Origin of the sequence: Halalkalibacter krulwichiae (assembly GCF_002109385.1) — a bacterium.
Classification (GTDB): Bacteria; Bacillota; Bacilli; order Bacillales; family Bacillaceae_D; genus Halalkalibacter; species Halalkalibacter krulwichiae.
Genome location: NZ_CP020814.1, coordinates 737436 through 759919 on the forward strand (window position 1 = coordinate 737436; position 22484 = coordinate 759919).

Annotated in this window: 17 protein-coding genes; 10 read left to right on the plus strand and 7 right to left on the minus strand. The window is 36.8% G+C overall.

Features of this window, described 5'->3' with window-relative positions; all coding sequences use genetic code 11:
• Positions 1-100: 100 nt before the first annotated feature.
• Genes BkAM31D_RS03880 through BkAM31D_RS03895 form a run of 4 tightly spaced genes read right to left on the minus strand, consistent with a single transcriptional unit; the run spans position 101 to position 6288 of the window.
• The gene (locus BkAM31D_RS03880) at positions 101-2545 is read right to left on the minus strand and encodes a glycogen/starch/alpha-glucan phosphorylase (RefSeq protein WP_066156005.1); all 2445 of its coding nucleotides are present in this window, start codon (positions 2543-2545) and stop codon (positions 101-103) included.
• Complete coding sequence (gene glgA, locus BkAM31D_RS03885; protein ID WP_066156002.1) at positions 2481-3977, minus strand: glycogen synthase GlgA; 1497 nt, start codon at positions 3975-3977, stop codon at positions 2481-2483. The genes BkAM31D_RS03880 and glgA overlap by 65 nt, the downstream gene beginning before the upstream one ends.
• A 24-nt stretch (positions 3978-4001) precedes the next feature.
• Positions 4002-5108: a glucose-1-phosphate adenylyltransferase subunit GlgD gene (gene glgD, locus BkAM31D_RS03890; RefSeq protein WP_066155999.1), complete on the minus strand. Its 1107-nt coding sequence runs from the start codon at positions 5106-5108 to the stop codon at positions 4002-4004.
• Positions 5109-5139: 31 nt separating this feature from the next.
• Positions 5140-6288, minus strand: coding sequence for a glucose-1-phosphate adenylyltransferase (locus tag BkAM31D_RS03895; RefSeq protein ID WP_066155996.1), 1149 nt, complete (start codon positions 6286-6288; stop codon positions 5140-5142).
• Positions 6289-6526: 238 nt separating this feature from the next.
• On the opposite strand from BkAM31D_RS03895, the gene BkAM31D_RS03900 reads away from it, so the two are divergent.
• From BkAM31D_RS03900 to BkAM31D_RS03940, 9 genes are all read left to right on the plus strand, one after another.
• Positions 6527-6790 (plus strand): chemotaxis protein CheC, encoded by a 264-nt coding sequence (locus BkAM31D_RS03900; RefSeq protein ID WP_257391631.1) that lies wholly within the window; start codon positions 6527-6529, stop codon positions 6788-6790.
• 49 nt (positions 6791-6839) lie between these two features.
• Positions 6840-8381: a bifunctional GNAT family N-acetyltransferase/carbon-nitrogen hydrolase family protein gene (locus BkAM31D_RS03905; RefSeq protein ID WP_066155991.1), complete on the plus strand. Its 1542-nt coding sequence runs from the start codon at positions 6840-6842 to the stop codon at positions 8379-8381.
• A 61-nt stretch (positions 8382-8442) separates the two neighbouring features.
• Positions 8443-8967 (plus strand): FixH family protein, encoded by a 525-nt coding sequence (locus tag BkAM31D_RS03910; protein ID WP_084372264.1) that lies wholly within the window; start codon positions 8443-8445, stop codon positions 8965-8967.
• A 277-nt stretch (positions 8968-9244) separates the two neighbouring features.
• Positions 9245-10981 carry a phospho-sugar mutase gene (locus BkAM31D_RS03915; RefSeq protein WP_066155986.1) on the plus strand — a complete coding sequence of 579 codons (1737 nt, stop codon included), beginning with the start codon at positions 9245-9247 and terminating at the stop codon, positions 10979-10981.
• A 198-nt stretch (positions 10982-11179) separates the two neighbouring features.
• The gene (locus BkAM31D_RS03920) at positions 11180-12595 is read left to right on the plus strand and encodes a SpoVR family protein (RefSeq protein ID WP_066155983.1); all 1416 of its coding nucleotides are present in this window, start codon (positions 11180-11182) and stop codon (positions 12593-12595) included.
• A 190-nt stretch (positions 12596-12785) separates the two neighbouring features.
• A complete protein-coding gene (locus tag BkAM31D_RS03925; protein WP_066155979.1) occupies positions 12786-13487 on the plus strand; it encodes a response regulator transcription factor in 702 nt (233 codons plus the stop codon).
• Positions 13484-15607, plus strand: a complete 2124-nt coding sequence (locus BkAM31D_RS03930; RefSeq protein WP_085449731.1) for an ATP-binding protein — start codon at positions 13484-13486, stop codon at positions 15605-15607. Before BkAM31D_RS03925 ends, BkAM31D_RS03930 begins: the two co-directional genes overlap by 4 nt.
• A gap of 189 nt (positions 15608-15796) precedes the next feature.
• Positions 15797-16393, plus strand: coding sequence for a PepSY domain-containing protein (locus BkAM31D_RS03935; protein ID WP_066155971.1), 597 nt, complete (start codon positions 15797-15799; stop codon positions 16391-16393).
• Positions 16394-16631: 238 nt separating this feature from the next.
• Positions 16632-17840: an aminotransferase-like domain-containing protein gene (locus tag BkAM31D_RS03940; RefSeq protein WP_066155969.1), complete on the plus strand. Its 1209-nt coding sequence runs from the start codon at positions 16632-16634 to the stop codon at positions 17838-17840.
• 103 nt (positions 17841-17943) lie between these two features.
• On the opposite strand, the gene BkAM31D_RS03945 is transcribed toward BkAM31D_RS03940, so the two are convergent.
• The 3 genes from BkAM31D_RS03945 to BkAM31D_RS03955 all read right to left on the minus strand — a co-directional run bounded on the left by BkAM31D_RS03945 (position 17944) and on the right by BkAM31D_RS03955 (position 20948).
• Complete coding sequence (locus tag BkAM31D_RS03945) at positions 17944-19236, minus strand: sodium-dependent transporter (protein WP_066156209.1); 1293 nt, start codon at positions 19234-19236, stop codon at positions 17944-17946.
• Positions 19237-19470: 234 nt separating this feature from the next.
• On the minus strand, positions 19471-20346 hold the full coding sequence (gene htpX / locus BkAM31D_RS03950; protein WP_066156207.1) for a zinc metalloprotease HtpX: 876 nt from the start codon (positions 20344-20346) through the stop codon (positions 19471-19473).
• 50 nt (positions 20347-20396) lie between these two features.
• Positions 20397-20948 (minus strand): LemA family protein, encoded by a 552-nt coding sequence (locus tag BkAM31D_RS03955; protein ID WP_066155966.1) that lies wholly within the window; start codon positions 20946-20948, stop codon positions 20397-20399.
• A gap of 202 nt (positions 20949-21150) precedes the next feature.
• On the opposite strand from BkAM31D_RS03955, the gene iadA reads away from it, so the two are divergent.
• Complete coding sequence (iadA, locus tag BkAM31D_RS03960; protein WP_066155963.1) at positions 21151-22320, plus strand: beta-aspartyl-peptidase; 1170 nt, start codon at positions 21151-21153, stop codon at positions 22318-22320.
• The last annotated feature ends 164 nt before the right edge of the window (positions 22321-22484 follow it).

Here is a 22484-nt window from a genome sequence, read left to right on the forward strand (position 1 = left end):
CTATTTTCAAATGCCTCATGCTTAATTAATGATCCAATGTTAGCAATAAGTAAAAAGGGATTCGGAGTACTAATTTCAACTGTTCTCCGAATCCCTCTTTTTAGTTAATAATTAGGTTTCCAATTTTGGTAGGTTTAATTTGCCATATTTCCTCAGCGTATTCTTGAATAGTGCGGTCGCTTGAAAAGTTACCGGAATAGGCAATATTAATAATGCTTTTTTGTAACCAATCAGATTGTTGTTGATAAGTTTCTTGCACATTATTTTGTGCTTCTGTGTAATTGTCGAAATCTCTTAAGACGAAATACTCGTCGTTATTGTATAAAAGAGAATAAAAGATATCTTTAAATTCAACATCATCATCTGAGAAGTGCTGATTAACAAGTAAATCCATTACATTTCTTAACCGCCTGTCATTATTATAATAATCACGAGCCCGATACTCACCAGCTTGTTGATAACGGAATACTTCGTCTGATGTTAAGCCGAATGTGAAAATATTCTCATCTCCAACAAGTTCTCTAATTTCTACATTTGCACCATCTAGTGTTCCGATTGTAAGAGCACCGTTCATCATTAGTTTCATGTTACCTGTTCCAGAAGCTTCTTTGCTGGCAGTTGAAATTTGTTCGCTTAAATCGGCTGCTGGAATAATACGTTCTGCTAAACTTACAGAGTAATTTTCAAGAAATACAACTTTGATTTTCTTACTGACTTGAGGGTGGTGGTTTATTTTTTCTGCAACGGCGTTAATGAGTTTAATAACTTGTTTTGCAAAGAAATAACCAGGTGCAGCTTTTGCACCAAAAATAAATGTTCTAGGCGTTAACTCCAAATATGGATCTTCAATGCAGCGATTGTAGAGATGAATAACATGAAATAAATTAAGTAATTGCCGTTTGTAGCCATGTAGCCGTTTGATGTGAACATCAACGATTGAATGGTCGTCAATTGTAATATCATAGTGTCTCTTAATAAAAGAAGCCAACTTAAGTTTATTATCATGCTTTACTTTGGCTATTGCTTGTTGAAAAGAAGCATCTTCGGCAAATGGAAGTAATTTTGTTAATTCATTTGGAGTTCGAATCCAATTAGTACCAATTGCTTCTGAGATTACATTGGCTAACTCAGGGTTTACATTTAATAACCAGCGTCTGTGGGTGATTCCATTTGTTTTGTTGTTAAAACGTTCTGGAAATACAGTATAAAAGGGTTTCATTACGCGATCTTTTAGTATATTTGTATGTAACTTCGCAACCCCATTAATACTAAAGCTTCCAACCATAGCTAAGTGAGACATGTGTACGTGTTCGTAAGAGATGATCGCCATTTCAGAAATCTTCTCCCGTAACTTTGGATAATCATACCAAAGCATTTTACAGAAACGCTCATTGATTTCATGGATGATTAAATAAAGCCTTGGAAATAAGGTCTTGATCATTTCTTCAGGCCATTTTTCTAAAGCTTCACTTAATGTAGTATGGTTTGTGTATGCAACCGTCTTTTCAGTGATGGCCCAAGCTTCATCCCACCCGAGTTTCTCTTCATCAATTAACAATCTCATTAATTCAGGTACGACAAGGCTCGGGTGTGTATCATTAATTTGTACGACAACGTGCTCTGACAGTTGAGCTAAGGGCTTATTTCGTTTCTTAAATCGTTGTAAGATGCTTTGGAGACCTGCAGACACTAAGAAATACTGTTGTTTTAACCTTAGTATTTTTCCTTCATAGTAGGAGTCATCCGGATAGAGAAATTCAGAAATTTTTTCAATTGATCTTTTGTAGTCGAGATAGTGATAATAATCATGTCCGCGACTTGAGTGGAAGTGAAAGGAATTCGTAGTTGATTCAGCACTCCATAGTCTGAGTGTATTGACTGTATTATTATCGTATCCGACAATAGGTACGTCGTAAGGAACTGCCAGTACTCGTTCATAATCTTGGTGATGGAAGTGGAGGTGACCGTTTTCCATTGTTGTCTCAACAGTCCCTCCAAAACGAACTTCAATGGCTTTGTCACCTCGTTTTGTCTCCCACATATATTCATCTTTTAACCAATTGTCTGGTAACTCGACTTGATACCCATTCACAACCTTTTGTTGAAACAAGCCATATTTATAGCGAATTCCCATTCCGTATCCAGGTAACTGAAGGGAGGCTAAAGAATCTAAAAAGCAGGCGGCAAGTCTTCCAAGACCACCATTCCCAAGACCGGCATCATGTTCTTCTCTGAATACTTCTTCAGGATCAAAGCCAAGAGAAGTTAAGGTATCTTTATATAGGTCTAATAACCCCATATTTAGGAGGTTCGATTCAATTAACCTTCCTAGTAAAAATTCCATAGAGAAGTAATAAACTTGTTTACTCTCATTTTCATCGTATGTTTCTTGAGTCATTCTCCAATTAGCATTGATCGATTCTTTCATTGTGAGACAAATTGACTGAAACATTTCTTTGGTCGTAGCATCTTCTAAACTTTTACCGAATGACGAGGTGAGTTTCTCGCGTAACATCTGACTTAGCTGTTCTACTGTCATTGCCATAGTGTTCCTCCTCATATTTGGGGTTCAGTAGTTTCTTATAAATGTTCTCATATTTTGCGGCCGAATGTTCCCAGTTCAATTTGCTTTTGTAAACATTTTTTAAGATTTGATTCCAATGCTTTGGTTGGTGATATAAGTGAATCGCATAACGAATCGTATTTAAAAAGTCGTCTGCATTATAATTCGTGAAAGAAAAGCCATTTCCTTCTCCAGTGTATTCATTGTATGGTTTGATTGTATCTTTTAGCCCTCCTGTTTCCCTTACAATCGGTACACTCTCATAACGAAGCGCGATTAATTGGCTTAGTCCACAAGGCTCAAACCGTGAAGGCATTAGGAAAAAATCAGAAGCGGCATACAACCTTCTTGCCAGTCCTTCTTGAAAAACATTCATAAAACGACAAGTATTTGGGTAACGGTTAGAAATATCCTGGAAATGATCTTCGAACCCTGTTTCTCCAGTCCCCATAATAACTACCTGAACCGACTCAGTTGTTAACAATTCATCAATGATATGAACGAGTAAGGGGAGTCCCTTTTCTTCAACTAGACGGCTAATTACTACAAACATTGGGATTTCTTTTGAAACAGTAAGGTCCAACTCTTGTTGCATAATTCGTTTATTTTCCTTTTTGCGGCCATAGTGCTTTTTATAAGGGATAGAAACATACAAGTCTGATTCTGGATTATAGATTTCTTCATCAATTCCGTTAACGATCCCAGTTAAACTCGTTTGTCGTTCGTGAAGAAAGGTTTCTAATCCTTCGCCATAATAAGGGTCTAGTATCTCATTTGCATAGGTTGGACTTACTGTTGTAACCCAGTCAGCGTGTACGAGAGCTGATTTCATAAAATTAATGGTGCCATTAAACTCTAACCCTCCAAGATGGATCTGGTCTAAATGGAGCAACTCATCAAAGATAGTCAATGGGAAGATGCCTTGATATTTCAAATTATGGATTGTAAATACGGTTTTTACGTTTCTCTGAACAGCACCGGCTTTTATATAGGTTGGAATTAATGCAGTTTGCCAGTCATGGCAATGGATTAAATCTGGTTCAAGGTTTAAACGGTCTAATGCTTCAAAAAAGGCATGAGTAAAGAAGGCATAACGTTCTGCATCATCCATTTCTCCATACATTTGCATTCTGTCAAAATAGTATTCATTATCAATAAAGTAATAGGTAACTTCCTCAGTTTCATATGCCAAAATACCACAATATTGCTTTCTCCATCTAACATAAACATCAAATGAGCAGATGAATTTCAATTTAGACTGTATTTCATCTGGAAGATTACGATGTTTTGGTAAAACAACAGTAAGTGTATGGTCGTTATTTGCAAGAGCTTTTGGGAGGGCAGCAACTACATCTGCTAACCCTCCTGTTTTAAAATATGGTGCACACTCTGAAGCAGCCATTACGATATTCATAAGCAGAACTCCTTCTCTAGTAAATTACATTACTTTTCTTTTGGCAAAAACATAAGGGTTTTCGGGGGCTCCAATAAACGTTCGCTTTGGAGAAATAACAATGTCTTTATCTAATATGACATTTTCTAGAATTGTTCCTTCTTGAATTTCACAGCGTTGCATGATAATGCTGTTTCGGACAACTGCATTTTTATGGACATGAACACCGCGGAACAGAATACTATTTTCGACAGTTCCTTCAATAACACATCCATTAGCCAACAAGGAGTTACTTGTTTGTGCTGTTTTCATATACTTTGTAGGGGGTTCGTCTTTAGGTTTTGTATAGATTGGTTTACGGTTTAAGAAGAGCTGGGTGTAAACATCTATGTCTAGTAAAGAAATACTGTGTTTATAATAACTTTCAATGGAATTAATAACGGCTAAATACCCCTTATATTCGTATGTCTTAACGGAAAGGGTATTAAGGTTGGCTATAATGCCATCAATTAATAAATTCTCCTTTTGGCGTGCGATGCAATAGTCTACAAGTTCTAGTAGAAGAGACTTTTTGATAATATACATATCCATAAATAAGTTTGGGTTGTTTACATCAGTTGTTAGATTGGTTACTTCGCCTTTAGTATTGATTTCGAGCTTCTTTTCTAGAGCGTGCTCAGTTTCCAATGTATTAATGGGTTGGTAGATTGCTGTAACATCTGCTCCAGAACGGAGATGTTCCTGAAATACTTTCTCATAATTAATGTTACATATATGATGTGTACCCGTAATTAGAACATAATCTGCTATGCCGCGGTCAAAGAAATCACGATTATTATGAAAATGCTGTAATTCGCCTCTGGATAAATCTGTAGGATCATTCCAATCTGGGGGGAGAATAAACAATCCTCCTCGTTTACGATCTAGGTCCCATGCTTTGCCGTTTCCTAAGTGATCCATTAAAGAACGGTATTTTTCCCTTGTAAATACAGCTATATCCCGAATTTGAGAATTAACCATGTTTGAAAGGGCAAAATCAATTAATCGGTATCGACCGGCAAACGGTACGGCAGCTCCACAACGGAAATACGTAAGTTCTTTCAATAAATTTTGTTCACTATCTAAATGTATGACGCCCATCAATCTTTCCATTTACTTCTTCCTCTCACTATATAATTTGTTATTAAATAGAAACCTGCTTTTTTAGAGGAGTATCTTTATCAATGACAAGGATTTCGTCTTCTGATGAGGAAATCTCAGTATTGTCCGGTATCGTAACTCCTTCAGCAACAATAACTTTATTCAATTTCACATTCTGGCCAATTTTAGCATTTGGCATGATTACAGATTGCTCTATAACACTCTCGCAGCCGATTCCTACTTGATGAAAAATAATTGATTGAGAAATGCTGCCGTAAATTAAGCAACCTTCGCTAATAAGAGAGTTTGTGATTTTAGCATAGGGTGAAATATATTGAGGTGATTGACAAGCATTTACTGAATAAATACGCCAATTATATTCGTGGAGTTTGAGAGAAGGTTGTTTGGCGAGTAAATCCATATTAGCCTCCCAAAAGCTTTCTACTGTACCAACATCTTTCCAATATCCTGAAAAGGGATAAGCGAAAAGCCTTCTTTCATCTTGTAACATAGCAGGAATAATATCTTTTCCAAAATCATGACTAGATTCTAGTTGTTGTGCATCTTCAATTAAATATTCTTTTAAAACAGACCAGTTAAATATATAAATACCCATAGAAGCAAGATTGCTTTGAGGGTTAGAAGGCTTTTCTTCAAATTCAGTAATATGTCCACTGTCTGTTGCGTTCATAATTCCAAAACGGTTGGCTTCATTCCAAGGGACTTCTATGACTGAGATGGTAGCCTCTGCACCACGTTCTTTGTGATAATCAAGCATTAAACTATAATCCATCTTATAAATATGATCTCCTGATAAGATTAAGACATGTTCAGGGTCATACTGGTCAATGAAATGTCGATTTTGATAAATAGCATCAGCTGTTCCGGCATACCATGAGCCGCCTCTTTTCTCAACAAACGGAGGAAGGCAAGTTAAACCACCGCTATGTCGATCTAAGTCCCAAGGAGTTCCAATCCCTAAGTGTGAATTTAGGGCAAGTGGTTCATATTGGGTAAGCACTCCAACTGTTTCAATTCCTGAATTTATGCAGTTGCTTAAAGGGAAATCAATTATTCGATACTTCCCTCCAAAGTATACAGCAGGCTTGGCTAATTTTTTTGTTAGATTCCCTAGTCTCTTCCCTTCTCCGCCCGCAAGCAGCATAGCGACACATTCTTTACCTTTATTCATATTATTTACAGCCCCTGTCTAATTAGGTTTAAAAAATAAAAGAGAGCCCTTTTGGACTGAATCGTCTGATGTAGGAGCAGCTCCCTTACGTGGTCATGCCACTTTATTGATAACAGTCTATGCTTACAGGAGAGTAACATTCCTAAGAAATTGCCTTTCTAACTAATTCGTGTCTGTGAGTAAGAGATATTTTGATAGGACTAGAACAACAAAGCTCATTGGGACAATCATGGGTGGAATGGAAATTAATCAAATTGATGAATTAGGTTGGAGTGCTGTTCAAGAATTTGGGAATTGGATTGCTAGAACAACCGCTACTGAGTTATCAAAACTAGCATGTATCATTGATGTCACAACTCCAGTAGTAAGTGAAGGTGAATCTCGACTTCATTGTGGCAACCCATTTATCACCGTTCCGTTAGATTCAGAAATTGGAACAATAAATGTACATACTTCAATTCAGTATCAATGTAGTTTTCTTTGCAAAAGTGTGTTCATTTAAGCTGAAAACGGGTAAACTTCTTGAATGAAAGGGTAAAGGAGATGGTTACATGTCTAAGAAGATAGATATTTCTAAGTTTGAAAAAAAGATGATTATTCGTAACATCGAAGAGAAGGACTTTGATGCAATCATAGAAATGCAAAAAATATGTTTTCCTAATATGGAGCCTTGGGAACGGGAGCATTTACAAAGTCACCATGATATTTTTCCAGAAGGACAATTTTGTGTTGAATTTGATGGGGAGATTATAGGTTCTTGCGCCAGTTTAATTATAAACTTTGATGAGTATGATGACCAGCATACATGGGATGAAATAACAGACAATGGATATATAACAAACCATGATTATGAGGGTTACAATCTATATGGAATAGAGGTAATGGTACACCCTGAATATCGTCGAATGAAGATCGGGCATAGATTGTACGAAGCTAGAAAGGATTTGGCACGTCAATTTAATTTAAAGAGTATCATTATCGGAGGCAGAATACCTAACTATTATAAGTACGCCAAGGAAATGACACCGCGCCGCTATGTGGAAGAAGTGACTATGCATAATATATATGATCCAGTTCTTACTTTTCAGGTGATGAATGGATTCACTTTAAAGCGGATAAATCCAAATTACTTGGATGATGACCGTGCTTCGCTTAAATATGCAACGTTAATGGAATGGAATAATATTGATTACCGTCCAACAGTACCTAAACGTCAATTTAAGACCTCGTTTCCTGTCCGCATTACTACGATCCAGTATGCAATGAAGAAGATTTCCTCTTTTGAAGATTTTGCTGTCCAATGTGAATATTATACGGACGTAGCAGCAAGCTATCAGTCAGATTTCGCTGTGTTCCCTGAGATATTTACATTGCAACTATTATCTTTTTTACCGGAGAAAAGTCCAAGTCTAGCAATTAGGCGTTTGACTGAATTTACTGAGGATTATATTGAGTTGTTTACAAGCTTAGCTGTTAAATACAATGTCAATATAATCGGAGGATCGCACTTTGTAGAAGAGGAAGGGAAAATCTATAATATTGCCTACTTATTTAGAAGAGATGGTACGATTGAAAAGCAGTACAAACTTCATATTACTCCAAATGAACGCAAATTTTGGGGAATTTCAGGTGGCGATCATGTAAATGTATTTGATACAGACTGTGGAAAGATTGCCATACAAATATGCTACGATATTGAGTTCCCTGAATTGGCGAGAATAGCGGTAGATAGAGGAGCAAACATAATCTTTACGCCATTCTGTACAGATGATAGGCAAGGTTATTTAAGAGTCAGGTATTGTTCCCAAGCTCGTGCAATAGAAAATCAGGTTTACACTGTTTTATCTGGAACAGTAGGGAATTTAACAGATGTAGAAAATATGGATATTCAATATGCGCAATCAGGGATATTCAGTCCGTCTGATTTTACATTTGCTCGAGATGGAATAGTGGGAGAATGTCAGGCTAATATTGAGACGGTTGTTGTTGGAGATGTCGATTTGGAGAGTTTGCGACGTAACCGTAGAGCAGGAAGTGTGAATCAATTACGCGATCGTAGACACGATATTTACCAAATCAATTACAAGCAGTAATTCCAGACGTTTACCTCCTCATTAGTTTGGCAAAGCTGATGATGTAAAAGAGGAGGCAAACATGATGAGACTGGAACAACAGAATTCGTTAACCCGATCATTGCTTATGATTGCCATTGTATACTGTGTAAGTAGTATTATATTCTTTACTATTGCCATATTTGATAAAGAGGAGTTAGAAACAGATTGGTCGATATCTCTTGTTGACTCAGGTTCAATTTGGACTGGAGATGCAGTAGATTTTCACTTATACCTAGAAGATGAGCAGGGGAACCCTATTAACGAAGCAAACATGAAAGCGGTCTTTGATCGACCAGGTACGGTCCACCAAATTGAGAAAAGATTTAGTCGGTTAGAAAATGGGCTATATGAGACGGAAATTATCTTTTCAGTACCAGGTACATGGATTGCGATGGTTGAGAGTTCTAAAAATGATAAGATCTATCGAAATCAGCTGTTATTTGAAGTGCAGGGTACGATTGTATCGGATGTTGATCGTGACCCAAAGGATCTATTCCATTTAGAACAACCGTTGCCTCAAGATTTACAATTTGAAATAGAACGAATTCAAAATGTAAACCGTTAACGAGATAAAAATTCTTTATATCAATACAGGTGTTAAAGAACTTTTTGTGTCTCAAGGTTCCTGAAGTAGCTGCAGAACAATGCCGCAAAGCCTGGCACGAGAAGCTTAACGTACGAGGTTGTCATATAATATATTGCATAGAAGTCACTGGGGATAGGTGGAAACCGCACCTTTTTCAGTGGCTTTTATGTCTTCTTTTTTTGTGTGAAAAAAGGAAATCGCAGCAATGCCTAGAATGATATAATATATCTTTTTAGAGACAACAGGAGGAGATAAGATGAGTTGGAAGGAAGTTTACAACAAATGGGCTAGCTTTTCTGCATTAGAAGCAGAGTGGAAGGAAGAGTTAGAAAATCGAAAAGGTAATGACACTGAATTAGAAGATTGCTTTTATAAAGATTTGGAATTTGGGACAGGTGGCATGCGAGGGGAAATTGGCCCTGGTCCAAACCGAATGAATACATATACGATTCGTCGTGCAGCAGAGGGACTTGCGCGTTTTCTAAATAACAAAGGGATTGAAACAAAAGAACGTGGAGTGGCCATCGCCTTTGATTCACGTCATAAATCTAGAGAATTTGCATTAGAGTGTGCCTTAACGTTAGGCAATCATGGGATCCGTTCGTATTTGTTTCATGATTTGCGTCCTACTCCAGAACTGTCGTTCGCAGTGAGATATTTGAATGCATCTGCTGGAATTGTTATTACAGCGAGTCATAATCCACCAGAATACAATGGGTTTAAGGTGTATGGGGAGGATGGAGGACAATTACCACCTGGCCCTGCGGAGGAATTAATTAACTTTGTTAATGAAGTTGAAGATGAACTTCTCATAGAAGTAGCTGATGAATTAGAGCTTAAAGGAAATCGAACATTAAAAATCGTATCTGATGAAATTGATGAAGCGTACAATAATGAATTAAAAAGTATTCTTATTCAAAAAGAAGTAATTGAGCAGCATGGTAAAGATGTTAAAATTGTTTTCACTCCTTTACATGGAGCGGCAAATATTCCAGTAAGACGTGTTTTAGAAACGAGTGGCTTTACAGAAGTTACGGTCGTACTGGAACAAGAGTTACCAGATCCTAATTTTTCAACCGTTAAATCTCCTAATCCAGAAGAGCATGCAGCATTCTTATTAGCAATTGAGGAAGGGAATAAGATAGATGCTGACGTACTCTTGGCAACAGACCCTGATGGCGATCGGGTTGGAGTTGCAGTGAAAAACCCTTCTGGTGAATATGTCGTTTTAACAGGAAATCAGACAGGTGCATTAATGCTTGATTATATTCTCTCCCAGAAAAAGGAACAAAACATACTACCTGAAAATGGAGTTGTTCTGAAGACAATTGTAACATCAGAAATTGGTCGGGCAGTAGCCGAACATTACAATTTAACTACTGTTGATACATTAACTGGATTTAAATTTATCGGAGAAAAGATTAAGCAATATGAACAAACAGGGGAGCACAGTTTCCTATTTGGATATGAAGAAAGCTATGGCTATTTAATCGGTGATTTTGTTCGAGATAAGGATGCAGTTCAAGCTTGTTTATTAGCTGCTGAGTTGGCTGCATATTATAAATCACGCAAAATGAATCTTTATGATGGCTTAATAGAGCTGTTTGAAAAGTATGGTTATTATCAAGAAGGCCTTGAATCGCTAACCTTAAAAGGGAAAGCGGGAATTGAACAAATTAACCAGATTTTAACTTCATTCCGTGACACGCCACCTACTTTAATTGCAAACAACAAAGTAGTGTTAGCTGAAGATTATCAAGCTGGTGTTTCAACCAATGTCTTAACGAATGAAAAAACGAATATTTTGTTACCGAAATCGAATGTATTAAAGTATAAATTAGAGGACGGATCATGGTTCTGTATTCGTCCATCTGGCACAGAGCCGAAAATCAAGTTCTATTTTGGGGTAAATAAAGAAACTCTACAGACTAGTCAACAATCACTTCATGAGCTGAAGCAAGCGGTTATGGCACTTGTAAACGATCTTCTATAATAGACTAAAAAAGTTGAAATCAAGACGATTTCAACTTTTTTTCTATTCTAGCTGCTGAAAAAGGGTTAGATAAACGCTATTTAGAAGTCTATCTGCGGTTAAATAAACGGAAGATCTTATTGAAATATCAATTGTTGTACTCATCATTTCCGACTCCTTGTCATAAATTGAAAGAAAGCAGTTCGAGGAGGGGATCAAGTGTCAGCAGATAAATGGAAAGAACTTGAACATTCGATTGCTGAAATTACCGAGATAGCAGAGGGGTTTGGATTGGATTTCTATGAAATGCGCTATGAAATATGTCCAGCAGAAATTATTTATACATTTGGTGCGTATGGAATGCCAACAAGATACAGTCATTGGTCTTTCGGAAAGCAGTTCCATAAAATGAAGTTACAGTATGATTTAGGACTTAGCAAAATATACGAGCTTGTTATTAATTCAGACCCTTGTTATGCGTTTTTATTAGATAGTAATTCATTAATACAAAACAAGTTAATTGTTGCCCATGTACTAGCACATTGCGATTTCTTTAAGAACAATGTTCGTTTTTCTAATACTCGTCGTGATATGGTTGAAAGCATGAGTGCAACAGCAGAAAGAATAGCCCATTATGAGCACCTTCATGGTAAGGAAGAAGTAGAAAGCTTTTTAGATGCAGTATTAGCTATTCAGGAGCATATAGACCCTAGCATATTAAGGCCAAAATTGGATTGGAGTATAGAAGATGCAGAAGAGGAAATGAAACCAGTCAAAAAATCTGAATATGATGACCTTTGGGCTCTTGATGAAAAACAAACTGTAAAGCGCGAAAAAATAAAGAGGAAAAAGAATTTCCCTCCAAGTCCTGAGAAAGATATCCTTTTATTTATTGAAGAATATAGTCGCGAGTTAGAACCGTGGCAACGCGATATCTTAACAATGATGAGAGAGGAAATGCTTTATTTCTGGCCACAGTTAGAAACAAAAATTATGAACGAAGGCTGGGCATCTTATTGGCACCAAAGGATATTAAGAGAGATGGATTTAACAAGTGAAGAAACCATTGAATTCGCCAAGCTTAATGCGGGTGTCGTGCAGCCTTCAAAAACGACTATTAACCCTTATTACCTAGGGTTAAAGATCTTTGAGGATATTGAGGAACGCTATAATAATCCAACAAAAGATATGCAAGAGCGACAAGGTGTTAAGCCTGGAAGTGGACGAGAGAAAATCTTTGAAGTAAGAGAAATTGAATCAGATCTTTCTTTTATCAGAAACTATTTAACGAAGGATCTTGTTATGAGAGAAGATATGTACCTTTTTCAAAAGCAAGGAGCAGATTATAAAGTAGTGGACAAAGAATGGGAGCATGTCCGAGACCAACTAGCGCTATCGAGAGTGAATGGTGGTTTTCCTTACTTAGTCATTACAGATGGCGATTACTTAAAAAATGGAGAGTTATATATTAAGCATAACTTTGAAGGGACAGAGCTGGATGTTGGTTATTTAGAGAAAGTACTTCCATACCTTCACCAGCTTTGGGGACGCCCGGTTCATGTAGAAACAGTGATTAATGAAAAAGAGATATCATTTGTCTATGACGGAAAAAAGGTGCATAGGAAGTATCTATAAGATGAAGGAAAAAGAGACGGGAATCTAGATCTTCGTCTCTTTTCCATTTGTTTAGATTGAACATGTTAATGGAAACAATGTTATATTGAGAATGCGGACGTATTGGTAGTGGATCCAATGCGCTTTTTGTTGTGAAGAGAACAGTTATTATGTAAACTTGAAGCAAATAAACAGAGGAGATTAAACTACTATGGACTCTACTAGAATTTTAATTGTAGAAGATGAAGCGAAGATAGCTCGTGTAATCCAGTTGGAGTTGCAATATGAAGGTTATGAAACAGAGATTGCTGTTGATGGAGGAAGGGCCTTAGAATTATTGGAGAATCAAGAATGGTCCCTGGTTTTGTTAGATATTATGATCCCTATATTTAGTGGAATAGAAGTTTTGAGAAGAATGCGAGCGCAAGGTAATTTAACGCCAGTTATTTTGTTAACAGCAAGGGATACAATTGTTGATAAAGTTTCTGGTCTAGATCAAGGGGCTAATGATTATGTGACGAAGCCGTTTGAAATTGAAGAACTACTTGCGCGAATAAGAGCTTGTTTAAGGTCAACTCAAACGTTAAAAGTCAAAAAGGATACTGATGACTTGGAATTAGGAGGGTTGTTTGTTAACGAGAAAACGAGAATAGTGAAGAGAGAGAGTCAAGTAATTGAATGTACACCAAAAGAGTTTGATTTACTCGTCTATTTGTTGAAGAATGAAAATCAAGTTTTAAGTCGTGAGCAAATTTTAGAGAAAGTTTGGGGCTTTGACTATTATGGAGATACGAATGTAGTAGATGTCTATATTCGTTATCTACGTCAAAAAATTGATAAGCCTTTTGACTCACCTGCTCTTATCCAGACAGTAAGAGGAGTAGGATATGTGATGAGGGAAATAGCCAAATGAGTATAGCACGTCGAATTACCTTGTTTTCCTCTTTGTGGTTATTAGTTTTATTAATTGTCGTGAATAGCGGAATCTATTTGTTGTTTGGACAAATGACTGCTCGAGCAGAATTAGAAAGGGTAGGACTACAAACTCAAACAATTGCTGAAACAATTAGACCAGATCGTCTAGGAGTCGGGAACCCTGGGGATATTTTACGTGCTTACACGCCCAGTAATGGAATCATTCGAGTGATTAACGAGGATTCTCAACCTTTCATTGAAGCAACTAAATATCCTGAACTAAGAGAGATTCCTGTAACGTATTCTAGTAAGCAAGAGACTGAACAAATTCGTTTTGCAGACGATCGTTACGTTATTTCACGATTTCCCATTATTTGGAGTGATGGATCTGTTGTTACTCTCGAATATAGTGAACAAATGGTCACATATGATTCTACGATGGCAACTTTAAGACTAGTGTTATTTATTGCTTCCATTAGTTTATTACTGCCTGCCATCTTTGCTGGAAGAGCGTTATCTCGTATTATACTTTTGCCAATTAAAACGTTAACAAAAACAATGGAGAATATTAGACAAGATGGTACGTTTGAGCGAATTCAAGTACCTGAACAATCAAAAGATGAACTTGATCAGATGGGACAGACATTTAATCGTATGATTGAATTATTAGAAGAAAATTATAAAAAGCAGCAACAATTTGTCTCAGATGCATCACATGAATTACGAACGCCTCTAACCGTCATAGAAAGTTACACTAGTTTATTAAAGCGTTGGGGAAAAGCCAAGCCAGAATTATTAGAAGAGGCGGTAGAGGCTATTTATGAGGAATCTGGAAGAATGAAAGGTTTGACTGAGCAAATGCTCGCATTAGCAATAGGGAGAAATGATCAACCGACGAAGCTAAGTGAATTTGAACTTGGGAAATTGGTACACGATATTGCTAAGCGATTAGAACAAACCTTTAACAGAAAGATTCATGTCAATGTCAACGAACATTATTTTATATCGGCTGATGAAGCGCAGATCAAACAATTAATTTTTATTCTTTTAGAAAATGGATTAAAGTATAGCGACGATTCCTTGAGTGTAGATATCGTTGATGAAGATAGAGAAATAAGGTTAGATGTGAGAGATAAGGGGATTGGAATTCCAGAGAATGACCTTCCATATGTGTTTGAACGTTTCTTTAGAGTCGATAAAGCGAGAAGTAGACAAACTGGAGGAAGTGGTTTAGGTCTTGCAATCGCAAAATCTATTATTCAAGCTCATAGTGGTGAGATTACCGTACGTAGTTTGGAGAATATTGGTACTACTTTTACAGTGATCTTACCTAAAGGGAATAAAAGTGCAAAGGGGAGGATTATGCTGGAAAGTAAAAGGAAATGGGCGTTTGTATCAATTGCAGTGGTAGTTCTATTAATAGTTGTCTTAATTTTATCCTTTACAAGAACTGGAGCAGAGCCATTAGATGAAATTGAAATTAGAGACTTAATTGAAGGTCAATTTGGAGGTTCAATTCAATCAATAGCCCAAACGAACGTAAATGGAAAGACTGTTTATGAAGTCGAATTATTAGAAGCTGCTGGCTTGTATCAAGTCATTGTAGACCCTACAACGGGGGAAATTCTTTCCTTAGAACATGTTTTAGAGCGGGGGGAAGTTTCGGTTAAGCCCGAAGAATCAGTCGTAAATACGATATCTGTAGACGAAGTAGAGGAAAAAATTGAAGATTCATTTGGAAAAAACTATTCGGATCTGCATATTAATCTTGGAGAAAAAGCAGGAAAGCTGATCTATGAAATAACGGTTAGTCAAGAAAATAGCTATAGTGATGTTGAAATGGATGCACAAACGGGTGAAATTTTACTGATAACCTCTAGGGATAAAAAAGAGAGGGAATCTGAGACTGATTCTTCGCAACGTGCAGAGGTAATTGGAGAGCAAGAAGCGGTTAGGATTGCTTTGACACATGTTGCTGGTACTGTCGATGATGTTGAATTAGATGAGGAAGATGGCAGACTTATTTATGAAATTGAAATTGAGGTTGGTGATCTTGAAGCTGAGGTATACCTAGATGCGTTTACTGGTGAATTAATTACAATTAAGTGGGAAGATTAAAGCGAAAATGTCTCAGTCTAATTTAAGGCTGGGACATTTTTGTTATAGATAAGAGTTGATTTAGCGTAAAAAGCCTTGTAGCTTATAAAATAACAGTCACTATTTTCTCATCAATTTCTCATTTTTCTCTTTTCTATTCTTAAGATTCGTTGGGTAAGATGGAGTCAAAGATAACGAGGAGGAATTGAAATGAAAAAAATAGCGTTAATCACAATTAGTCTATTGCTTGCAGGTGGAGCAGTTATTGGAGTGTCCGCAGCAGATAATGAAAATGAACAAGTACAAGAGCCAACGCTCGTTGCTACCTATTCTATAAATGAAACAGGAGATGTAGTCGGAGGGGACAGTCAGGAAGAAATGATTACAGCCGAAAGAGCAAGTGAAATTGCACTCGATTTTTTAGGTAACGGAATCGTCGATGAAGTTGAATTGGAAAAGAAACAAGGGCGCTTAGTATATGAAGTTGATATCGATACCGAAATTGAAGATGGTGACATTTATGTTGATGCAATGACAGAAGAAATTTTATATGTAGATGATGACTTAATGAAAATGGTAAACAAGGCAAAGAGTGATGATCAAAAGGTAGCAGTAATAACAAAAGAGAGTGCAGGTGATATCGCACTCAATCATATTGGCGAAGGGGTCATTGATGATATTGAATTAGAAAGTAAACATGATTTACTGTACTTCGAAATAGAAATTGAGTTAGAAGATGATCGTGATGTAGATGTAAAAGTTGATGCGGTAACTGGAGAGATTTTAACTGTAACATGGGATAATTAAGAAAAGTGGACTGTGCTAGTCGGTGATGAGAACCTTCCAGTGCAGTCCTCCTTTTTTTGAACAAAGTATAATCAGATAGAGAAAAGGTACATTAATAACATCAAAAAGTTCTATCTTATTAAGAAAAGGAATATCTATTTATTTTTTCTTAATACTAATTTGTTGACTTTTCAAAGAATTAAGGTAGTATAAATATAATATTCTAAATTTTATAACAAGTAGATAGAGGTGCCAAATCATGAAGTATGCTTTTGCAAATCGCGTCCGTCATTTGCAATCTTCTGCAGTAAGAGATATTTTGAAAATTGTTGGTCAAGGAAATGTTATTTCGTTTGCTGGCGGTTTACCTGATGATGACTTGTTCCCGCTAGAAGGTTTGGAAGATGCATTTTCTAGAGTGTTCAAAAGTGGAAAAAAGTCACTACAATATACAGAAACAGAAGGATACCGCCCGCTGAGAGAAGTAATATTAGAACGTATGAGTAAGAAAGGTATATCAGGTTTTCATTCAGATGAGGTTCTGATTACTACGGGTTCTCAACAGGCTATTGATTTATTTTCAAGAGTGATGTTAAGTCCTGGTGATGTTGTTCTAACGGAAGATCCAACGTATTTAGCTGCACTTCAAGTATTTAAATCTTATGAAGCAGAAGTTGCTGCTGTTCAATCAGATGATGATGGGATGTTACCAGAGGATCTTGAGAATAAATTAAAACAATATAATCCTAAATGTATTTACGTCGTACCTACCTTTTCCAATCCGGCAGGTCGTGTCTGGTCATTAGAAAGGCGCAAGAAGTTAATTGACTTAGCTCATAAATATAAAGTTGTCATTTTTGAAGATGATCCTTATGGAGAATTGCAATTCACTGAGAATGAAGAATATACTCCACTGGCTGCTCTTGATGATGGAACGCGTGTATTATACACGAGTACCTTTTCAAAAACAGCAGTTCCAGCCTTGAGGACTGGTTGGATTACAGGGCCATATCAAATCATCCGTATGATGGCTCAAGCGAAGCAAGCTAATGATTTGCACTCTAATTCATTATCCCAACAAGCGCTTTATGAACTTTGTACTCATTTTGACCTTGATGCACATATTAGTCATTTAATTAAAGTATATAGAAGTCGAATGGAAATCATGGTAGATTGTCTTGAACGAGCTAACATTCCTAACTTGCAATACGTTAAACCAAAAGGGGGAATGTTTCTCTGGGTGCAAGTAGATGAGAGAATTGACCTTACTTCACTGTTGAATACGGCAGTGGAGCATGGAGTTGCATATGTTCCTGGAGAGCCTTTCTACGCAGGGACACCAAAGAAAAATACAATGAGATTGAATTTTACCCATTCTACTCCAGAGAAGATTGAGCAAGGTATGAATTTGCTTATGGATGTATTATCAAAAGAGATGGACAAACAATTAGTTAAATTAACCGATTAAATAAAGTGAAAAAAGAGTGATCTAAATGGTATGATTTAGATCACTCTTTTTTGGATGTAATGAAACAGGTAAAGAACATTCTCTTCTTGGTTCTGTGCTAATTCTAATTAAAAAGACCAATGGAACTTAAGAACACTAGTAAAATAGCAATCGGTGCTACAAACCGTAAAAGGAATAACCATATGTGTCCTAGAGCAGTGTCACCGAAATCTGAGTCGCGTAGTGCGTCCACCTTCTTAAAACCCCAGCCCATGAATAAGGCAATCATTAAACCACCAAGGGGGAGGAAGATGTTTGATGCAATAAAGTCAATGGAATCTAATATATCGCGATCGCCAATAATACGGATATTAGAAAGGGCCCCTTGACCTAATGAGGAAGGAATTCCTAAAACAAAAATAATTGAACCAATAATAACTGTTGCCTTCTTTCTCGACCAATCAAATTTTCGGATAAAGTAAGCAACCGCAACTTCCAAAAGAGATACTGCTGAGGATAGAGCAGCAGCTGTTAATAAAAAGAAAAATAACAAACCAAAAATTCCGCCAAAGCCAATATTATCAAAAACGTTTGGCATAACCATAAAAACAAGACCAGGGCCATCTGCTGGGTTCATTCCTAATGCAAAGACAGCAGGGAATATCATCAAACCAGCAATAATGGCGAAAAGTGTATCTAGCGTTGCAACGCTAGCAGCAGCTCCTGGTAAACGATCTCTCTTTGATAGATAACTTCCATAAGTAATTAAGGCACCCATACCTAAGCTTAATGAGAAAAAGGCTTGACCTAATGCAGCTAGATAAATTGAAGGATCTTTTAATGCAGACCAATCTGGCGTAAATAAAAAGGCTAGTCCTTCTTGAGCCCCACCAAGCGATAGACTATAGATTGATAATAAAATTAAAAGTACTCCTAATAATGGCATTAAAATTTTATTCGAGCGCTCAATTCCTTTTTTTACTCCGATGTAAACAATTCCAATAGTGAAACCCATAAATATAAATTGCCAAAACAATGGTTTAACAGGATCTGTAATAAAGGAAACGAAGAAAGACTCATATCCATCTGCCGGGGCGCTCCATAAAGAACCTGTTAAATAATTAATAAAGTAATAAGAGATCCAACCAGCGATTACTCCATAAAAAGATAAGATTAAAAATGCAGCCGAAACTCCTAACAAACCGGCAACTTTCCACGGCTTTCCTGGAGCTAACTTCTCAAATGAGCCAACCGCATCACTTTGCGCTTTTCGACCAATGGTGAATTCCGCCATAATAATAGGGATACCAATGAGAAGGATAAAAGTAATATAAATAAGTAAAAATGCAGCTCCTCCATTTTCTCCGGTAACATATGAAAAACGCCATACGTTTCCTAGCCCGACAGCAGATCCCATTGCAGCTAAAATAAACCCTAGCCTAGAAGCCCACTGCTCGCGTCCTGGTTCTAGCGACACGTTACATTCCTCCTTTAAATTGCTAAAATATTTTGTTAATATACTATATCACACAAGGTTTGAATTGAATAGGGAATTTTCAGATAAAGCAGATTTTTCGATAAGTTTGGAAGAAATTGTTTTGTTTTGTCGAAAAATGGCTACTCAAAAGGTGGAGTGCCTTTTGAGTAGCCATTACATTTGTCGCAAACGATGAATTCTTTCTTGTGGTTGTGGGTGTGTAGAGAAAAGATTTGCTGCTCTTTTTTTTAGGGGATCTGCAAAGTATAAAGGAGCAGACGTACTGGAAGCTTCTTTAACAGGAGTAGATATTCCTGTGATTTTCTCCAGAGCTGAAGAAAGTGCAATAGGATTTCGCGTTAGTTCAACAGCACTAGCATCCGCTAAGTACTCCCTATTTCTTGATATTGCAAGGCGAATAAGTGTTGCAACAATAGGTGATAAGAGTAACAGCACTAGAGCCAATAGGAGCAGGGCTGGATGTTGTTTTTGATTTCGGTTACTTCTAGAAAAAAACATCATTCTAGTTCCAAGGTCACTTAAAATAGCAACAGCAGAAACAAGTGCTACGGCAATTGTAGCCAATCGAACATCGAAATTACGAATATGAGCTACTTCATGTGCAAGGACCCCTTCAACCTCTTCGCGATTTAAGAGGCTCATTAATCCTGTAGTAACCGCTACAGCTCCACTTTTTGGAGAAATACCAGTAGCAAATGCATTTGGACTCGAGTCTTTGATAATATATATTTTAGGCATAGGTATTCTTGCTGCCATAGCTAAATTCTCAACTGTATGCCATAGAAACGGATCTTCATCCTTAGAAGTGATTTCTTTGGCATGGTTCATTCTCATGACAACCTTCGTACTTGATAAGAGCATTAAGATTGTATAGAATCCACCAATTACAAGAGCTATAATCATACCGCTATAAAAGTCTCCAGATGTGATATAAGTTAAGGAGGCACCAACTACTAAAATGAAAACAATAAATCCTGCAACAATAAAAGCAGTATTCCGTTTATTCCGTTCAATTTGCTTATAGAGAATCATTAACGCTTCCCCGTTTCTATAAATAGATCATTGTCTTTTGCTTATCTTTAAAACGTCACTTTTACATTTTCACGTTCTGCAGCAGGGGTTTCTAGCATGTCACGACTTGTAAAGTTGTGAACCGAGGCAATGATATTTGTTGGAATCGATTGAATCTTTGTATTGTATTCCATTACTGTCTTATTATAGAGCTGTCGTGCATATGCAATTTTATTTTCTGTTCCAGCGAGCTCTTCTTGTAACATATTAAAGTTATTACTCGCTTTTAGATCAGGATATGCTTCTCGTAACGCAAACAGCTGTCTTAAAGCGCCTGATAATTCATTATTAGCATGAATTTGTTCTTGTCGGCTATTTTGTGGAGAAGTAATTTGATTTCTGAGTTCAACGACTTTTGCTAACGTTTCTTGTTCATGTTTAGCATATCCTTTTACTGTTTCTACAAGGTTAGGAATCAGATCAAATCTTCTTTTTAGTTGAACATCAATTTGTGCCCAAGACTCCTCAACCCAATTTCGATATTTTACAAGTCTGTTATAGCTAGTGATCCAGAATATTCCGATCAGTACAATTAGTCCCAAGCCAATCAATAAACCCATAAGAACACCTCTCTAATGTTATTTATTACTATTACGAATAGGAAAGCGTATGGTTTCAAAAGTTTTTGGTACAATGGTTTTACATCCTGTTATTATTATGAACTTTATAAAGGATGAATACTTTTCTTTTTTACTCCTTTTTAAATTGAAAAAAAGTGGTTTAATCAATTAATGGATTACAAAAGTAGGAGGAATTAATAAAATGCTTACTGTGATTAGAAATGGTGAAGTTTATACACCAACATACATAGGTAAAAAGGATTTGCTAGTAGCAGGTGAGAAGATTATTGCAATCGAGAATTGTATTGATACGTCTTCTTTAAATATCGACATACAAGAAATTAACGCAGAAGGTCATTGTGTTGTTCCTGGCTTTATCGATAGTCATGTCCACATTATCGGAGGTGGTGGAGAAGGAGGGTATAAAACTCGCACACCAGAATTAATGCTTACACAAGCAACTACAGCGGGAGTGACAACTGTTGTTGGAGTAATTGGAACAGATGGTACTACGAGAACGATGAGTGACTTAATTGCGAAGGCGCGAGCACTGGATGAGGAAGGAATTACATGCTTCGTCCATACAGGTTCATATCAAGTTCCTATTAAGCCATTAACGGGTACGATTCAAAGTGATTTACTTCTAATCGATAAAATTATTGGTGTAGGAGAAGTCGCAATTGCGGATCATCGATCTTCACAGCCAAGCGCATTTGAACTTAGTCGAATAGCTGCTGAAGCTCGAGTTGGTGGGATGTTAGCGGGAAAAGCTGGGATTATCAATGTTCATCTTGGTGATGGAAAAGATAAGCTATCATTACTAGAAGAAATAATTAATACAACGAATATTCCTGTTAGCCAATTTGTTCCCACTCACATTAATCGAAATCCAGGTTTGTTTAAGGAAGGAATTACCTATGCTAAAAAAGGAGGTTTTGTTGATTTTACAACGAGTACAATTCCCCAGTTTCTAGAAGAAGGCGAAACAAAGTGCAGCAAAGGACTGAAGATCATGTTAGAAGAGGGGGTTCCTTTACAGCAGATTACATTTACTTCAGATGCTCAAGGAAGCTTGCCAGCCTTTGACGAAGAAGGTCAAATCAAGGGTTTAAAGATAGGGGATATGAAATCTTTATTCAATGAAATACGTGATGCAGTTATAGAAGAGAGTATTCCATTAGACATTGCCCTTCATGTTATTACGAAAAACCCAGCAGAACAATTAAAATTACAATCCAAGGGCGAACTTGTCGTTGGAAAGGACGCTGACATAGTATTTTTAACAAAAGAGTTAGAGATATCAACAGTTATCGCACGGGGAAAAGTGATGATCGAAAAACAAGAAGTTAAAGTGAAGGGAACTTTTGAATAAGAGGACTAGCACATTTGGCCAGTAGCTGAATGTGCTTTTTGTTTTAGATTTAGGTTGCTTTATATAATTAGGTTCTGCTTCTTAATTATCAGATTAGTTAGGTGAAAATACCCCATTATTGACAGCGCTTACATAGTTGTCATGAATATTCAAAATGTAACGTA

Bases quoted from the DNA above. Each gene is read 5' to 3' on its own strand.
- BkAM31D_RS03880 (WP_066156005.1), bottom strand. From the start codon at position 2,545: ATGGCAATGACAGTAGAACAGCTAAGTCAGATGTTACGCGAGAAACTC.
- glgA (WP_066156002.1), bottom strand. From the start codon at position 3,977: ATGAATATCGTAATGGCTGCTTCAGAGTGTGCACCATATTTTAAAACA.
- glgD (WP_066155999.1), bottom strand. From the start codon at position 5,108: ATGGAAAGATTGATGGGCGTCATACATTTAGATAGTGAACAAAATTTA.
- BkAM31D_RS03895 (WP_066155996.1), bottom strand. From the start codon at position 6,288: ATGAATAAAGGTAAAGAATGTGTCGCTATGCTGCTTGCGGGCGGAGAA.
- BkAM31D_RS03900 (WP_257391631.1), top strand. From the start codon at position 6,527: ATGGAAATTAATCAAATTGATGAATTAGGTTGGAGTGCTGTTCAAGAA.
- BkAM31D_RS03905 (WP_066155991.1), top strand. From the start codon at position 6,840: ATGTCTAAGAAGATAGATATTTCTAAGTTTGAAAAAAAGATGATTATT.
- BkAM31D_RS03910 (WP_084372264.1), top strand. From the start codon at position 8,443: ATGATGAGACTGGAACAACAGAATTCGTTAACCCGATCATTGCTTATG.
- BkAM31D_RS03915 (WP_066155986.1), top strand. From the start codon at position 9,245: ATGAGTTGGAAGGAAGTTTACAACAAATGGGCTAGCTTTTCTGCATTA.
- BkAM31D_RS03925 (WP_066155979.1), top strand. From the start codon at position 12,786: ATGGACTCTACTAGAATTTTAATTGTAGAAGATGAAGCGAAGATAGCT.
- BkAM31D_RS03930 (WP_085449731.1), top strand. From the start codon at position 13,484: ATGAGTATAGCACGTCGAATTACCTTGTTTTCCTCTTTGTGGTTATTA.
- BkAM31D_RS03935 (WP_066155971.1), top strand. From the start codon at position 15,797: ATGAAAAAAATAGCGTTAATCACAATTAGTCTATTGCTTGCAGGTGGA.
- BkAM31D_RS03940 (WP_066155969.1), top strand. From the start codon at position 16,632: ATGAAGTATGCTTTTGCAAATCGCGTCCGTCATTTGCAATCTTCTGCA.
- BkAM31D_RS03945 (WP_066156209.1), bottom strand. From the start codon at position 19,236: ATGGGATCTGCTGTCGGGCTAGGAAACGTATGGCGTTTTTCATATGTT.
- BkAM31D_RS03955 (WP_066155966.1), bottom strand. From the start codon at position 20,948: ATGGGTTTATTGATTGGCTTGGGACTAATTGTACTGATCGGAATATTC.
- iadA (WP_066155963.1), top strand. From the start codon at position 21,151: ATGCTTACTGTGATTAGAAATGGTGAAGTTTATACACCAACATACATA.